Here is a 14,829-nt window from a genome sequence, read left to right on the forward strand (position 1 = left end):
GCTCAGAACGGGGCGTACGAGGAGCGGGACAGGGTGAATCCGTGTCCGGTGCGCTGGTTCCAGCAGGTCATCCCGGCGGACTCCGAGCGGCACGCGACCTCGCCGTGCGCCGCGACGGCGCCGTAGTCCAGGGCGGTCGCGGTCTCGGTGCCCGGGGCACCGAAGGCCTGGCCGCAGGCGAGGGTCGGGCCGTCGACGTCACCGACGGTGACCGAGAACGGCGCCGCGGGGTCGGGGCAGTCCTGAGCGCCGTAGGAGCGCTGCACGACCGAGCACCCCACGCTGACGTCGGCGAGGTCGCAGGTGATGTTCCCGGTGGGCGAGCGCACCTGCGTCAGGTCCAGCGATCCCTCCGGTGCCGGGGAGGCGAGGGCCACCGCCGGGGCGTCGCTGGTGGGGGCGTCCGTGGGCGCCGCCGAGCTCTGGGTGGGCGCCTCGGAGGACGCGGGCGCGCTCTCGGATGCCGGGGCCGAGGTGCTCGGCGCCGCGTCGCCGCCGCCCCGATTGCTCAGGGCCACGCCCGCCACGACGGCGATCACGAGCAGCACGGCGAGTCCCAGGCACGCGAGCCCGCCGATCAGAGCGTACTTGCGCCGAGGGCTCGGGCCCGACGGGCCGCCGGGGCCTGCGGCGGCGTAGGACGGGGAGCCGTACGACGGGGAGGCGTGAGACGGCGACGGGTACCCGGGAGAGGCGTATCCGGCTGGGGATCCGTACGACGACGCACCCTGGGCGGCGGCCGGGGCCCATCCCGGCGCCTGGGTGCCCTGGGGCTGGGCCTGCGTGGCAGGACCCTGCGCGGGGTACGGCTGCCCGGACCTCGCGCCCTGTCCGGGATACGCAGAACCTGCGCCCGACGCCGGGAGCACCTCGGTCCAGGCGTCGGCGGGCGCATCGGGCAGCGAGGCGAGATACCCCGTGACCCGGGGCAGCCGGGTGGGCGGCGGGGAGTCGTGCTCGATCGCCGGGGGGACGGGAGCGGTGCGGACGATCGGCTCCTCGTCCTCCTCCGGGAAGACGGGGAGCAGGGCGCGCGTCGCCGCGAGATCGTCCTCGGACGGGGCGGGCGTCGCGGGGCTCAGCGGAGACCGCTCCCCCGGCGTGCGCGCCTGCGCGACGGACCGGTCATGCTCCGTGCCGGGGACCTCCTCGGAGGCGTGGTCCGCGCGACGCGTGGGCTCGGAGGTTGTGCCCGCCCGGTGCGAAGGCCCGTCGACCGGCGTCTCGTCGGGCGCGTCGGCGTCGGTCGTGCTGCCTGCGGCGTCGGCCGTGCTGCTGTCGGACCCAGCCCTGCTGAAGTCGGACCCGGTCCTGCTGCTGTCGGACCCCGTCCTGTTGCCGTCGGCCCCGTTCGCACTCCCTGCGGCTGTCGCCTCGTAGGGCGCGGCGGTGATCGGGGTGTCGCCCGGCAGGGCGGTCCAGGCGTCGTCGGCCGTGATCGCGGGGGCGTCGGCACGGGGCCGGTCGCGCACGGAGATGAGCCGGGTGACGCCCACGTCGAAGCCCTGGTCGGGGTCGACCTCCGGTGTCGTGGGGCCCTCACCCGCGGCACCGGACCGGGGCGCGGAGGCCTGCTGCTCCGAGGGATCCGCGGCCTCCTCGGAGGCATCGCGGGGACGCGACGGGGTGCCCGCCGCCTGTGTGGAGGCATCGGCGGGACGCGACGGGGCGTGCTCCACCTGTTCGGCGGCATCGGCAGGACGCGACGAGACGCCCGGGGCGGGCGGCGTGTAGGCGGCGCCGTACACCTGGGCGGCCGCGGCGTTGGTGCGCAGGATGTGGTCGCGGATCCCTGTGGGGCACGAGGGATTGGTGACGACGAGCGGCTGCAGGGCCGGATGCTCCCGGGCGATGTCGCGGAGCCGCTGCGGATCGGTGGCGGGGTCGAGCGCCTCCATGGCCTCCGGGGACAGTGCCATCTCTGCCTCCAGACGGGCGGCTCGGGGCGGTCCGGGTTCAGGTCGCCCCTGATCGGCACGCGTGTCGTCCCCCGGAGTCTAAGCGACCCCACGTCACGGAAGGCCCGGGAGCAGCGCAAGCGTGGGTCAAGGAACAGTCCGGTCCCGGGAGGTGGTGGCCTGCGCCTCAGTGCCGCCGGCCCGGACGCACGAACGGGAAGGCGAGGATCTCCCGGATCGTGGTGTCCGTCAGCAGCATCACCAGGCGGTCCAGGCCGATCCCGAGGCCGCCCGCGGGCGGCATCGCGTTCTCGAGGGCGGACAGGAAGTCCTCGTCCACCTCCATCGCCTCGGGATCCCCCGCGACGGCCTTGAGCGACTGCTCGGTGAAACGGCGGCGCTGCTCGATCGGATCGGCGAGCTCGGAGTAGGCGGTGCCCACCTCCATCCCGCAGATCACGAGGTCCCAGCGCTCGACCAGGCCGGGCTTGGAGCGGTGCGGCCCGGTCAGCGGCGAGGTCTCCGCCGGGAAGTCGGTGTAGAAGGTGGGGAGGATGGTGGTGGCCTCGACGAGCTCGCCGTACAGCTCCTCGATGATCGCGCCCGGGCCCATGTCGTCCCGCAGATGCACCTCGTGCTGCGCGGCGAGCGCGAGCAGCACCTCGATGTCGGTGTCCAGGGAGATGTCCCGACCCACCGTCGCCGAGAGCGCCTCGCACACGGGCACCGCCGCCCAGGGCCCCGAGACGTCGGTCAGCAGCGCCTGCAGGCGCGCGGCCGGGTCCTGGGGCTGCTGGGAGGCGGGACGCCCCGCGAGGTCCACACCGGTGTGCAGGTTGTGCAGGGGCAGCACCTCGGAGCCGTACAGCGCCCGCGCGGCCGCCTTGATCATGCCCTCGGTGAGCCGCCGCATCCCGTGGTAGTCCGAGAACGGCTCGTACGCCTCGATCACCGTGAACTCCGGGTTGTGCGTCGCATCGGCCCCCTCGTTGCGGAAGTTCTTGCCGATCTCGAAGATCGGGCCCATCCCGCCCACCAGCAGGCGCTTGAGCGCGAGCTCGGGGGCGATGCGCAGGTAGAGGTCCATCGAGTAGGCGTTGATGTGGGTGCGGAACGGCCGGGCGTTGGCCCCGCCGTGGACCGTGGCGAGGATCGGGGTCTCGACCTCGGTGAACCCGGCCCCCTGGAAGTGGTCGCGCACGGCGCGGATCACGACGGAGCGGGCCTTGAGCAGGCCCGCGGCGCGCGGGTGGACGATGAGGTCGGTGGAACGGCGGCGCAGGCGCGACTCCGGGTCCTCGAAGCCGTCGAAGGGGATGGGCTGCAGGGCCTTGGAGGCCATGGTCCACGCGGTGACGATCAGCGAGGGCGTGCCGTTGCGGGACTGGCCCGCACGGCCCTCGAGCTCGACCAGGTCCCCGGTGTCGACGGCCGCGCGCCAGAGGTTCACGGCCTCCCGGCGCATCGCCGAGCGGCTGAGGACCGCCTGGAACCCCTCGGCCCCGTCGACGATGTCCGCGAAGCACACGCCGCCGAAGTCCCGCAGGCGCCGGACGCGCCCGGCGACCCGCAGCATCTGGGTGGGCTTGGCGGCATCGCTCGGGTCCTCGGGTGCCTGGGCGGCGGCGCGCACGGCGGCCAGGACATCGGCGAAGGGCTGGGGGGCCTGCAGGCCGATGGGATAGGGCTCCATCCCGGCGGCGCGCAGCATCTCCATGTGCCGCACCCGCTGGCGGGACTGGTCCGAGCGGGTCGGGGCCAGCTCGGTCGCGTCGACACGGCGGGCGTCGATCGCGGCGACCTGGGTGAGCTCCTCGGGGCTCAGGTGACCGTCGGCGACGGCATGGGGCCGCAGCACCGGCACGAAGCCCTCGAGGATCCCCGCGGCGAGTGCGGCCCGGGGCAGGCTCAGGGCCGAGTCCACGAGCATGTAGCGCGGGACCCACTCGGGGCGGTACTTGTCGTTGGAGCGGTACAGCCGCTCGAGCTGCAGGTGCTTGTCGAAGCGCGACAGCACGCTGCCGGTGACGCGGGTCAGAGGGCCCGCGCCCACCTGCTCGGCGTCCACGAACACGCGGCGGAACATGGCGAAGTTGAGGCTGACCTCGCGGACCCCCACCTCGCCGCCCTCCTGCAGCAGCGTGGCGACCATGAGCTCGGTGACCCCGCCGGGGGCATCGGGGGCACGGCGCATGACGTCCAGGGACGCCCCGTGACGGCCCCACGGCACGAAGCTCAGCAGGCCCTTCCACTCCCCCGCGGCGTCCTCGGCCACGACGAGCACGCAGGTGCCGTCGGCCGGGTCCGCGAGGCGGGACAGCGCCATGGAGAAGCCGCGCTCGGGCCCGCCCAGGCGCCACTCGTCGGCCAGGCGCGCGACCTTCTCACGCTCGGCGTCGGTCAGGCTCGCGTGGCGGCGGACGCTCGCGGTCAGGCCCGCGGAGCGGGCGTGGTTGACGGCCCGGCGCACCGCGGTCATGGAGGTGCTCGCCAGGTCGAAGTGATCGGCGTCCAGCACAGCCTCGTCGCCCATGGTCACCGCGAGCATGCCCGCGTCGGTCCAGGCGCGGGCGGCCCGTTCTCCGGAGGACAGGACGGCCGGGACCCAGCCCTGATCGCGGCACATCGCCTGGAAGGCGTCGATCGCGGCGGGCCAGGCCGAGCGCGGGCCGATGGGGTCGCCCGAGGCCAGGCACACGGAGCCGCGCAGGCCGTAGGAGATCGCCGCGGTGCCGTCCTCGGTGAACAGGATGTCCTTGTCGCGACGGGTCGCGAAGTACCCCAGGGAGTCCTGGGAGCCGTAGTCGGCCAGGAGCGAGCGCAGCTGCACCTCGTGGACGCCGGTCCAGGTGCGGCGACCGCGCTCGGAGCGCAGCAGCACGAAGGCGGCGAGCAGGATCGTGATGCCCATGAGGAGCGCCGTGATCCAGGGGATCCAGGGCGGGACGCCCGTGAAGCGGTGGTCGGCCACGAGTCCCAGGGCCCGAGCCACCGAGTAGCCGAGGATCGAGAAATCCCCCAGGCCGTGGCCGATCACCAGCACCAGCAGCAGGTGCGTCAGCGCCAGGGAGACGACGGCCCCCGAGACCAGCACGGCGAGCGCCGTCAGCAGGGCGCCGCGCGCCAGGTGCCCCGGGAAGCGACCGCGCACCTTGACGATGATCACGAGGGCGACGACGGCGACGACGGGCGACAGGATGTTCGCGGCGACGGCGAGGTCCTCGCGCCAGACGGGTGCCCCGGTGCTCGCGATGGAGGGCTTGAGGAGGATCGCCCAGACGATGAGGATCGAGAGGAGAGCCCCGACCACCTGGAAGATCGCGACGATCACGAGGGCGACGCGCTTGCGCCGCAGCAGGGCGCCGGTGATCACGATCAGCAGCGCGAGCGACACCAGGGAGGTCGACAGCGGCACGTTGAGCACCGAGAACAGGAACTCCGGGATGGTGAAGCCGGTGCTGCGGCCCACCCGTCGGAACAGCACCAGGAGCACGGCGCTGACCGCGGCGATCGCGTAGCCCCAGATGATCCACAGCGCCCAGCGGTGCCGGCGGCTCTCGGCCGCGTCCGTCTGCCTGGTCATCATGTGCCACCCCACGGTCTGATCGTCTGCCCGGTACTTCCCCGGATCCCTGCCCGCGAACGCGACGTCGCGACGCGGGATGCTCCACGATCGTAGTGATGCGAACCGCCGTGGGCGGTATCGGGAACGTCGAGACGCGACGTCCCGGGATCGTTCCGGGCCCGTGGGGTCCCGGGGGAGGAGACGGCGATGAGCGGTGCGCGCCACGGGCTGGTCCCCGTGCTGGCCGAGGGCAGCACGACCGGAGGCACGAGCGTGTTCGCGCTCACGGGGTCCGTGGTCGGATGGGCGTCGATCGTCCTGACGCTCGTGCTCTTCGCGATCGGCATCTGGCTGGTGCCCCGGTGGATCCACGACCATCACCTGTCCGTCCTCAGGGCCCGGCTGGTCCAGGGGCTCACCCTCGTGCTGTGCACGGTCCTGGCCATGGTGTCGACCGGGATCTGGCTGAACCGCTCGTTCGTGTTCTACGGCTCCTGGGCGGACCTGATGGACATGGGGGGCCAGCACGTCACCACCTCCCTGTACGGCAGCGGGTCCGACCAGGGCACCGTGGGCGGCGCGATCCACGAGAAGGACAACCCTCCGGGCACCGCCGCTCCGCGCTCGCCGGAGGAGATCGCCGCGTTCGAGGCGGCACTGCGCGCACCCGTCGGCCCCGTCCAGCGCGCACCCCTGCAGGACCCGGCCCTGCCGGGCCTGACGAAGACCTCCCAGGGGCAGTACATCCAGGTCCGGATCCCCGGTCGCGCCTCGGACGTCAGCTCCACGGCGCTGGTGCACCTGCCCGCGGGCTATCTCGACCATCCCGATCGGCGTTATCCCGTGCTGCTCGCCTTCCACGGGATCCCCGGCTCCCCGGCGGTCTGGAACAACGCGTTCGCCCTCGGGACCCGTCTGGATCAGCTCGCCGCGCGCGGCCAGATCGAGCCGACGATCGTCGTGATGCCCTCGGTGTTCCCCGGCGCCCACGACACCGAATGCGTCGACCCCTCCTCCGGGCACGATCGCTACGAGACCTGGATCACCCAGGACATCACCGCGTGGGTCCGCGACCATCTCCGGCCGATCGAGGACCCTTTCGCCTGGGCGACCGCGGGCTACAGCGCCGGGGGCTGGTGCGCCTCGATGATCTCGGTGCGCCACCCCGATGTCGCCCGGGCGTCGATCTCGCTCGGCGGCTACTTCGTGGTCGACTACGACAAGGGCCAGGAGTGGACCCGCCCGGACGACCCTGCCTACGACCTCCCGGCCATCGTGGGCCGCGAGAAGCCGGCCGTGGCCATGTACTTCGTCTCGGGCGGGGAGGATCCGCTGTCCCAGCCGTCGCTCGGACAGATGGAGAGGGCGGTGTCCGACCCGACCTCGCTCACGGTGCGCCGCACCGTGCACGGCGGCCACATCGTCACGCTCTGGCAGGGGCAGCTCTCGGCGTCGCTCACGTGGCTGGGCGGGCACGCCGCCGGGTTCTCCCCGATCGCGACCGGCCGTTCGGCCTGAGCGGGCGACGACGGCGCGGAGGGGCAGGATCGTCCCGCCTGTGTGACGCGAGGATGAACGGAGCCTGGGCCTCGCCGAAGAGGCCGTCCTAGGGTGGAGGCAACGCGGCGTCCGCGCCGCCCCCACGATCCCAGGAGGTTCGCATGACCACCGTCCCCACCGTCACCTTCGCCGACGGACACACCATCCCCCAGCTCGGCTACGGGGTGTGGCAGGTCGACGACGCCGTCGCCGCGGACGTCGTCGAGCAGGCGCTGCGCGCCGGCTACCGCCACATCGACACCGCCGCCGCCTACCACAACGAGGAGGGCGTGGGTCGGGCCATCCAGGCCGCCGGCGTCCCGCGCGACGAGCTGTTCGTGACCACCAAGCTGTGGAACGACGACCAGGGCTACGAGTCCGCGATCGCCGCCCTCGACGCCTCGCTGGAGCGTCTGGGCCTGGATCACGTGGACCTGTACCTCATCCACTGGGCCAGCCCCCAGCGCGGCACCTACCTGGATTCCTGGAAGGCGCTCATCGAGCTGCAGAAGCAGGGCAAGGCCACGTCGATCGGCGTCTCGAACTTCCCGGTCGCGGAGCTCGAGGAGATCATCGAGGCCACCGGCGTGGCCCCGGCGATCCACCAGATCGAGCTGCACCCCTACTTCCAGCAGGGCGAGCTGCGGGCGCTGGACGCCAAGCACGAGATCGTCACCGAGTCCTGGTCCCCGCTGGGCCAGGGCGGCGGCGAGCTCGAGGATCCCGTCATCACCGAGATCGCCGAGAAGCACGGCGTCGAGGCCGGTCAGGTCATCATCGCGTGGCACCTGGCCAACGGGCTCGTGGTGATCCCCAAGTCGGTCACCCCGGAGCGGATCGTCTCGAACCTCGCCGCGGCGGACCTCGAGCTGACGGCCGACGAGGTGGACCGCATCAACGGCCTGGACCGCACCCCCGAGGGGCGCCAGGGCGCGGATCCCGCGAACCCCGGCTTCTAAGCCGGCGCGCCTCGTGCTGCGAAGGCTCAGCCGGCCTCGGGGCCGGGACCGCGCAGCACGAGGCCGCCGTCGACGGCGAGGACCTGCCCGGTGATCCAGGCGGCATCCCTGGAGGCGAGGAAGGCGATCGCGGCGGCGACATCGGCCGATTCGCCGATGCGGCCCAACGGGTACCAGTGCAGGCGGCCCTCCGGATCACCCTGGTCGTCCCAGACGCGGGTGCGGATCGTGCCCGGCGCGACGGCGTTGACGCGGACCCCTTCGGGCCCCAGCCGCACCGCGAGGTTCTGCACGAGCGAGCCCAGGCCCGCCTTGGAGGCGGAGTAGGGCTCGCCACCGATCGCCATCAGGCCGTTGACCGAGCTCACGGCGACGATCGCGCCGCGCGGGGACCGGCGCAGCAGCGGGATCGCGGCGCGCGTGGTGCGGGCGGGGCCCTGGAGGTTCAGGTCCACGAGCCTCAGCCACCGCTCCTCGGAGCCGTCGTCGGCGCTGGGGTTGGCGGTGTCGCCGCCGGCGACGTGGATCAGCGCGTCCAGCTGCCCGTACCGCTCCCCCACCCCGGCGATCACGGACTCCACGTCCTGCACGTCGGTGATGTCGATCCGGACGGCCTCGTGCCGGGCCCCGCCCACCACGGGCAATGCGTCGCGGGTCCGGGTGGCGGCGTCCACGTCGATGTCACCGACGACGACGCTCGCGCCCTCGGCGGCCAGACGCTCCGCGGTGGCCGCGCCGATCCCGTGCGCACCGCCGACGACGAGCACGACGCTGTCGGTGAAGCGCAGAGGAGAGGGGTCCGGCCGCACTGCCGGAGGTGCGAGAGGGGTGGCGGACGGCGACGGGTCTGCGCTCATGGGCACAGAATCGCACATTCTCCCTCCCGCTATGGACTCTTCGTCCAGAAGTCGGACTCGGAGTCCGGTCAGGGGCGCACCCGGTCACCACCCCGCGGGCGGCCACTCCTCGCCGTCGGCGAGCGCGTTGAGCTCGTAGGCGCCCTTGCCGTCCAGGCACTCCCGGATGATGTCCGCATGCCCGGTGTGCCGGGCGACTTCCTCGATGCAGTGCGCGGCGACCCAGCGGGCGGGCCAGGTGTCGATGTCGTCGGGGAACCACGGGGCGTCCGGGACCGGGATCCGTCGGTCGAGGTCCACGGCGCGGATCGTCGCCTCGACGCGCTCGGCGACCGCGCGCAGATCCGCGATGAGGGAGGCGGCGGTGTCGCTGTCCCGCACGCCCCCGGCCTCGCAGGCACCGGCGGCGTGGTCGGCGGGGTCGGAGAGCCCGGCGTCGACGTGGGCGGGGTCGAGCCCGCCCACGATCCCGCCGGACATGACCATCGAGACGTGGCGGGCAAGGATCGCCAAGGTGGTCGGGCTCGCGGTCGAGCGCTCCCGGACCTGCTGGTCGTCCAGGCCCTCGAGGGTCGTGGCGAGCTGACGGATCTGCTGGGAGGCGAAGGTGGCGAGCATGTCGTTCTCGTCGGTGACGGTGGCGGTGAGGAAGGGCATCGGATTCTCCTGAACTGGGCTGGACTGGGCTGGGCTGAGGCGGAGGACGCCGCCGGAGGTGGCGACGGGTCCACGGTCCCGCCCCAGGCGGACAGTTCCTGTCCTCGAAGTGCGGCAGACTGCGATCCATGAGCGACGTGACCCGCCGGACCCTGCGCCTGCTGTCCCTGCTGCAGTCGCGCGCCGTGTGGGGCGGTGAGGAGCTCGCCGCCGAGCTGGGCGTCACGCCCCGCTCCGTGCGCCGCGACATCGACCGGCTGCGGCAGATGGGCTACCCGGTGCTGGCCTCCCAGGGCCACGGCGGCGGGTACCGCCTGGGTGCCGGCCGCGCGTTGCCCCCGCTGCTGCTCGAGTCCGACGAGGCCACGGCCGTGGCGGTGGGGCTGCGCCTGGCGGCATCGTCGGGGGTCGACGGCCTGGGCGAGCGCGCGCTGCGGGCGCTGGCCGCCCTCGAACCGGTGCTGCCGCCCGCGGTGCGAGAGGAGGTGGCCGTCGTGGCCGGGGTGCTGGACGTCGTCTCCTCGCGGGCGGAGTCCGTCGCCTCCCCCGTGCTCGTGACGCTGGCCCGGGCCACCCGGGACACGACGCAGCTGCGCGTGGAGTACGTGCGGGCCGATGGCGAGCGCTCGCGGCGTCGCCTCGAGCCGTACCGGGTGCTGTCGATCGACGGGCGGTGGTACCTGTTCGCCTGGGACCTGGATCGCGAGGACTGGCGCACGTTCCGCCTGGACCGGGTGCTCGAGGCCCGCGCCTCGACGTTCCGCTTCACCCCGCGCCCCGTCCCGGACATCGAGGCGCACGTGCGCCGCTCCGTGGGGCTGGGGCCGTACCGGGCGGCCGTGACCGTGCGCGTGCTGCGTCCGTACGACGAGGTCGCGCCAGAGATCGCGATCGCCGAGGGCGTGGTCGAGCCCGACGGCGAGGGCAGCTGCCTGCTGCGCATGGGCGCCCACGACGCGTCCTGGGTGGTGCTCTACCTGGCCCATCGCGGACTGCCGATCGAACCCGTGGACCCGCCCGAGCTCGCCGATGTGATCGACGAGCTGGGCGCGTGGTTCGACGCGACCAGGGCGCGGCGGGCGGCGGCGAGCGGGCCGACCGCAGGGGACGCGGGGGCGACGGTCAGGCGAACAGTCGGGGACGGCGCGCGCGAGCCGTCGACCCGTACCGGCGACCTGCCTAGCGTGGAGGCATGAGCACGCTCCCCTCGCCCCTGCGCCGGACCCCCACCGCGGACCGCGAGCTCGCCGCCCGCCGCACGGCCCCGATCCTGCGCGCCGATGTCTGGCGCCTGCTGCTGGATGAGTGGCTCCCCCGCTGGCTCGACATCGATGCCGTCCCCCTCATGGTCGGCACCGCCGTGCGCCGCGATGACGAGGTGCGCGGCCGGGTCAGCGGCTGCTACGTCGGTCGGCGGGTGCGGGTGCGCTGGGAGGACCCGGCCCTGGGGCACGCGACGCTGTTCCAGGTCACCCTCACCGAGGACGAGGGTGGCACCGAGATCGTGATCCAGGAGGAGGGCCTGGCTGGAACGGCCGAGCGCGATGCCCGTCGTGTCCGCTGGACCGCGGCCCTGGATGCGGCGCTGGCCCAGGTCGACGGGGAGCACCGCGAGCGGCGATCGGCCGATCCGCTGAGCTGAGGCCGGTCCGCCCCCTCATCAGCTGCTGATCGTCGCCTCGCGCGCGAGGACCGTGGCGTCGACGACATCCAGGTCGATGTCATGGTCCACGCCGTCGATCCGGGCGTCGAAACGCACCTGCCAGATCGCCCAGTCCGCCTCGGGTCGGCCCTCGTGGCGGGTCAGCCACGCCGGGCGGTCCACCTCCTCGGGCAGACCGTAGGCCGTGCGCCACTCGAAGGAGGAGTAGACGACCACGCGGCGGCCCCAGGCCTTCTCGACGGCGGCGACGAAGTCGTCGACCTCGGCCTGGACGGCATCGGCGTCGGGCCTCTCCTCGCACGCACCGTCGAGCTCGAGGTCCAGGGCGGGCGGCAGGGCCGTGGCATCGGGCGGGACGATCGCGAGGAAGGACCTCGCCTGCTCCGCGCCCGTCGAGCACAGGGTGAAGTAGTGGTAGGCGCCGCGGGCGATCCCGGCCCCGTGGGCGCCGCGCCAGTTCGCCGAGAGCCGCGCGTCCTGATGCCCCGCACCCTCGGAGGCCTTGATGTACGCGGCGGAGATCCCGGCCTCCCGCAGGCGCTTCCAGTCGATCGCGCCCTGGTGGGCCGAGACGTCCACGCCCAGCACCTCGCCCTCGCGCAACGACTCCCCGGCGGGGAGCTGGCTGAGGGCCGGGGCATCGGCCGGGGTCATGGGCATCTCGAGGACGACATCGGCTCCCGTGGGGGCCGCGGACGCGGCATCCCCGCCACGGGTCGCGAGACGGATGATGCCGATCCCGCAGGACCCGACGACCAGGAGGGCGACGACGGCGAGGATCAGGGCGGCGATGCGCCGACGACGACGCACCTGCTGCCTCGTGTAGCGGGGCACGGGGTCATCGTAGGGGGCAACAGGACAGCATCTCCGCAGGCCAGGGCTCGGCGCGGCGACGGGGGGTGTGACGGCGGGCGACGGGCGGGACGCAAGCGTGCCCCCGGCGCGCGTCAGCGGGCGAAGAGCCGGGCGAATCCTCGCAGGATCTGCCCGGGGGCGGTGACGTCGTCGCCGGAGACGCGGGCGATGAGCGGGTCGATCTCGGCGGGGTCCATGTAGCCGGCATCGCGGTAGACGTGCAGGCGCTGGGCCAGGCCCGGCACGTCGAGCTCGGGGTGGAACTGGGTGGCGTACCGGTTGTGGCCCAGGCGGAACATCTGCACGGGGCAGGCCTCGCCGTGGGCCAGCAGCGTCGCCGCCGGGGGCAGGGTGCGCACCGCCTCCTTGTGTCCGACGATCGCGAGGAACTCCGCGGGCAGCGCGCTCTCGCGGACCAGGGGGTCCGCGCGCCCGGCGGCTGTCAGCCGCACCGGGATCGTCGCGGGCTCCTCGCCGTAGGTCCCGTCGACGATCGCCCCGGCGTGGATGCCCAGCGTGCCCACGCCGTAGCAGGCGCCGAGCAGCGGGACGTCCTGGGCGACGATACGGTCCAGCACGGCGGAGAGGTCCGCCTCGACGCGCACCTGCACGTCGCTCTTGCTCGCGGCGGGCACCGAGGTGGTGAAGGGGCTGCCGCCGATCATCACGCCGGAGACCTCGTCGAGGTCCAGGCGGGGCATCGGCCCCTGCTCGAGGCGCACCCGCAGGAGGTCGGACGGGTCGAGATCGGCGTGCCGGCAGAACTGGGCGTACTCGGCGTCGGCGATCTCGTCGTCCGTGCGGGTGGCGAGGAGGACGAAGGGCTTCACGCGCGCATCGTACGGTGCGCCCGCCGATCCGCCGGATCAGGCGGGGAGGTCCACCACCTGGCCGGCGTAGCTGAAGCCACCGCCGAAGCCGAACAGGAGGGTGCGGGCGCCGCGCGGGAGGTCCCCGCGGTGCCAGGCCTTGGACAGCCCCAGCGGGACGGACGCCGCGGAGGTGTTGCCGGAGAGCTCGACGTCGGTGATGACGATCTTGTCCTCACCGCCGAGGGCGGAGACGAGTGGCTCGATGATCCTGAGGTTGGCCTGGTGGAAGGCGAGGACCTCGATGTCGTCGATGGAGACGTCGGCGGCGGCGAGGACGTCTCGGGCACGGTCGGCGGCCTCAGTGAGGGCCCAGCGCATGATCTTGCGGCCGTCCTGGGTGAACAGCTGCGGGTCGCCGTCGATCCGCACGGCCTCGGTGAGACCGGGGACGGAACCCCACACGGAGGTCGAGACGTGCGGCTCCTCGGCGGCGCCGAGCACCACGGCGCCCGCGCCGTCGGCGGTGAGCACGCAGGTGGAGCGGTCGGTCCAGTCGGTGAAGCGGGTCAGCGCCTCGGCGCCGACCACGAGGGCGGTCTCGGCAGAGCCCGCGCGGATCGCCTGGTCGGCGACGCCGAGCGCGTACTCGAAGCCCGAGCAGGCGGAGTTCATGTCGAAGGCGCCGGCCCCGGCGGAGCCCACCTCGAAGGCGACGCGCGCGGCAGTGCTGGGGCTGCGGTGCGTGGTCGTGGTGGAAGCGACGATCACGAGGTCCACGGTCCCGACGCCGGCGTCGGCCAGGGCCATGCGAGCGGCGGCGGTGGCCATCGACAGCACGGTGTCGTCCTCGGTGACGACGTGGCGCTCCCGGATCCCGGTGCGGGTGCGGATCCACTCGTCGCTGGTCTCGACCAGCTGGGAGATGTCGTCGTTGGTCAGGGTCTTCTCCGGCTGGAAGTGCCCCAGGCCGAGCAGGGCGGACCCCCGCGGCGCGCTCGTCTTCATGGGGGGAACGGTACCGCGGGGAGGTGGACGGAGGCGGGGAGTCCGGGGGTGAGGTGTATTGCGTCCGGGACCTGGGCGGCGTGGTGTACGGAATAGGCCACGAGCCGAGATCGTTGGTCTGGTGCTCGTGAACCGACCGCTCTGGCGGCGCCGTGCCCGCTGAGACCGCTCTTCACCCGCTCATCACCGCCGGAGTACCTGCTCTCGCGGGCCTTGATGACCGCGCATTCCGGCAGCTGATCCCGGAGGACGTACCGACCGAGTGCATGTGGGCGGTGCATCCGGAGCTGGTGGCACCCTCACGGCTGGCTCCGCTGCTGCGACGCGGTGACCGTGAGGGGTTCGTGGTCCACGACATGACCGACCTCGACGAGTTCGCACCGATCGAGGCGGTGGAGGTGCCCGCATCCCCGCTGTACCGCCTGGTCGACGTCGACCGCGGGGACGACCTGCGCAATGCCAGCCCCGTCGAGGCACTCGCGGAGCTCCGGGCCCGCGGACGCTCGCCGCTGACCGTCTCCGAAGGGATCAGCTGGCTGCTCACCGATCCCTCACGGCTCGAGCCCGGGCACTGCTTCATGACCATCGCCTCCCGCACGACGACGGCCCGGGGGACGGTCGATGCCCGGGTGCCGGCGCTGTGGATCAGCGGCGGGACGGGGCGCGACGGCGCGGCGCGGCGCGGGGCCCCGAAGGTGGGATGGTGCTGGGCGTACAACCGGCACACGTGGTTGGGGTTCGCGTCGGTGGCAGAGCGCGTCGGGTCCGCGACCTCGGCACAGCGGACGGTGACGCCGAGCGCGCCGTGACCAGTGGTGACGGCGCTGACCTGTCACGGTGAGGTGGTCTGCTCGGCGCAGTGAGCAGATCTGTCACGAAAGGGGCGTCGGGGACCCTATTCGCAACCGTGGCGGGGCTCGGATGGGGGTGTCACGTTGAGCTATACCCCACGAGGCAGATCTGTCTCAGAACGGCCGTTTTGGACCCTGTGGAACAGGGAAGACTACGGTCGCGTAACT

12 protein-coding genes are annotated in these 14,829 nt (G+C 73.2%); 5 read left to right on the plus strand and 7 right to left on the minus strand.

Translation table 11 applies throughout. The features are described from left to right. Positions 1-2 precede the first annotated feature (2 nt). The gene (locus ACT3TZ_RS12570) at positions 3-1,919 is read right to left on the minus strand and encodes a variant leucine-rich repeat-containing protein (protein ID WP_444583768.1); all 1,917 of its coding nucleotides are present in this window, start codon (positions 1,917-1,919) and stop codon (positions 3-5) included. A gap of 166 nt (positions 1,920-2,085) precedes the next feature. Further along, positions 2,086-5,484: a bifunctional lysylphosphatidylglycerol synthetase/lysine--tRNA ligase LysX gene (gene lysX, locus ACT3TZ_RS12575; RefSeq protein WP_444583769.1), complete on the minus strand. Its 3,399-nt coding sequence runs from the start codon at positions 5,482-5,484 to the stop codon at positions 2,086-2,088. A gap of 186 nt (positions 5,485-5,670) precedes the next feature. Here lysX and ACT3TZ_RS12580 point away from each other — a divergent pair, with 186 nt between their 5' ends. Then, entirely contained in the window at positions 5,671-6,981 is a 1,311-nt protein-coding gene (locus tag ACT3TZ_RS12580) for an alpha/beta hydrolase (protein ID WP_444583770.1), read from the plus strand. A 143-nt stretch (positions 6,982-7,124) separates the two neighbouring features. Beyond that, the gene (locus ACT3TZ_RS12585) at positions 7,125-7,961 is read left to right on the plus strand and encodes an aldo/keto reductase (protein ID WP_444583771.1); all 837 of its coding nucleotides are present in this window, start codon (positions 7,125-7,127) and stop codon (positions 7,959-7,961) included. A gap of 26 nt (positions 7,962-7,987) precedes the next feature. On the opposite strand, the gene ACT3TZ_RS12590 is transcribed toward ACT3TZ_RS12585, so the two are convergent. Both ACT3TZ_RS12590 and ACT3TZ_RS12595 read right to left on the minus strand, forming a co-directional pair. Continuing rightward, positions 7,988-8,818: an SDR family NAD(P)-dependent oxidoreductase gene (locus tag ACT3TZ_RS12590; RefSeq protein ID WP_444583772.1), complete on the minus strand. Its 831-nt coding sequence runs from the start codon at positions 8,816-8,818 to the stop codon at positions 7,988-7,990. A gap of 84 nt (positions 8,819-8,902) precedes the next feature. Beyond that, entirely contained in the window at positions 8,903-9,475 is a 573-nt protein-coding gene (locus ACT3TZ_RS12595) for a mycothiol transferase (RefSeq protein WP_444583773.1), read from the minus strand. A gap of 128 nt (positions 9,476-9,603) precedes the next feature. Here ACT3TZ_RS12595 and ACT3TZ_RS12600 point away from each other — a divergent pair, with 128 nt between their 5' ends. Continuing rightward, positions 9,604-10,671, plus strand: a complete 1,068-nt coding sequence (locus ACT3TZ_RS12600) for a helix-turn-helix transcriptional regulator (RefSeq protein WP_444583774.1) — start codon at positions 9,604-9,606, stop codon at positions 10,669-10,671. Next, positions 10,668-11,117 (plus strand): SRPBCC family protein, encoded by a 450-nt coding sequence (locus ACT3TZ_RS12605; protein WP_444583775.1) that lies wholly within the window; start codon positions 10,668-10,670, stop codon positions 11,115-11,117. Before ACT3TZ_RS12600 ends, ACT3TZ_RS12605 begins: the two co-directional genes overlap by 4 nt. A gap of 18 nt (positions 11,118-11,135) precedes the next feature. Here the strand turns inward: ACT3TZ_RS12605 and ACT3TZ_RS12610 are convergent, their stop codons facing one another. The 3 genes from ACT3TZ_RS12610 to ACT3TZ_RS12620 form a co-directional block, all read right to left on the minus strand. Next, on the minus strand, positions 11,136-11,972 hold the full coding sequence (locus ACT3TZ_RS12610) for a GH25 family lysozyme (RefSeq protein ID WP_444583776.1): 837 nt from the start codon (positions 11,970-11,972) through the stop codon (positions 11,136-11,138). 113 nt (positions 11,973-12,085) lie between these two features. Further along, positions 12,086-12,823, minus strand: a complete 738-nt coding sequence (locus ACT3TZ_RS12615; protein WP_444583777.1) for a glutamine amidotransferase — start codon at positions 12,821-12,823, stop codon at positions 12,086-12,088. Positions 12,824-12,859: 36 nt separating this feature from the next. Next, positions 12,860-13,810: a beta-ketoacyl-ACP synthase 3 gene (locus ACT3TZ_RS12620; protein ID WP_444583778.1), complete on the minus strand. Its 951-nt coding sequence runs from the start codon at positions 13,808-13,810 to the stop codon at positions 12,860-12,862. A gap of 152 nt (positions 13,811-13,962) precedes the next feature. Here ACT3TZ_RS12620 and ACT3TZ_RS12625 point away from each other — a divergent pair, with 152 nt between their 5' ends. Beyond that, on the plus strand, positions 13,963-14,619 hold the full coding sequence (locus ACT3TZ_RS12625) for a DUF5701 family protein (RefSeq protein ID WP_444583779.1): 657 nt from the start codon (positions 13,963-13,965) through the stop codon (positions 14,617-14,619). Positions 14,620-14,829 lie beyond the last annotated feature (210 nt).

The organism is Brachybacterium sp. AOP25-B2-12 (assembly GCF_052378625.1).
In the GTDB taxonomy this organism is placed as follows: Bacteria; Actinomycetota; Actinomycetes; order Actinomycetales; family Dermabacteraceae; genus Brachybacterium.

What these genes read in the sequence shown, in the direction of transcription:
- ACT3TZ_RS12570 (WP_444583768.1), bottom strand. Translation starts at nt 1,919, where the DNA reads ATGGCACTGTCCCCGGAGGCCATGGAGGCGCTCGACCCCGCCACCGAT.
- lysX (WP_444583769.1), bottom strand. Translation starts at nt 5,484, where the DNA reads ATGATGACCAGGCAGACGGACGCGGCCGAGAGCCGCCGGCACCGCTGG.
- ACT3TZ_RS12580 (WP_444583770.1), top strand. Translation starts at nt 5,671, where the DNA reads ATGAGCGGTGCGCGCCACGGGCTGGTCCCCGTGCTGGCCGAGGGCAGC.
- ACT3TZ_RS12585 (WP_444583771.1), top strand. Translation starts at nt 7,125, where the DNA reads ATGACCACCGTCCCCACCGTCACCTTCGCCGACGGACACACCATCCCC.
- ACT3TZ_RS12590 (WP_444583772.1), bottom strand. Translation starts at nt 8,818, where the DNA reads ATGAGCGCAGACCCGTCGCCGTCCGCCACCCCTCTCGCACCTCCGGCA.
- ACT3TZ_RS12595 (WP_444583773.1), bottom strand. Translation starts at nt 9,475, where the DNA reads ATGCCCTTCCTCACCGCCACCGTCACCGACGAGAACGACATGCTCGCC.
- ACT3TZ_RS12600 (WP_444583774.1), top strand. Translation starts at nt 9,604, where the DNA reads ATGAGCGACGTGACCCGCCGGACCCTGCGCCTGCTGTCCCTGCTGCAG.
- ACT3TZ_RS12605 (WP_444583775.1), top strand. Translation starts at nt 10,668, where the DNA reads ATGAGCACGCTCCCCTCGCCCCTGCGCCGGACCCCCACCGCGGACCGC.
- ACT3TZ_RS12620 (WP_444583778.1), bottom strand. Translation starts at nt 13,810, where the DNA reads ATGAAGACGAGCGCGCCGCGGGGGTCCGCCCTGCTCGGCCTGGGGCAC.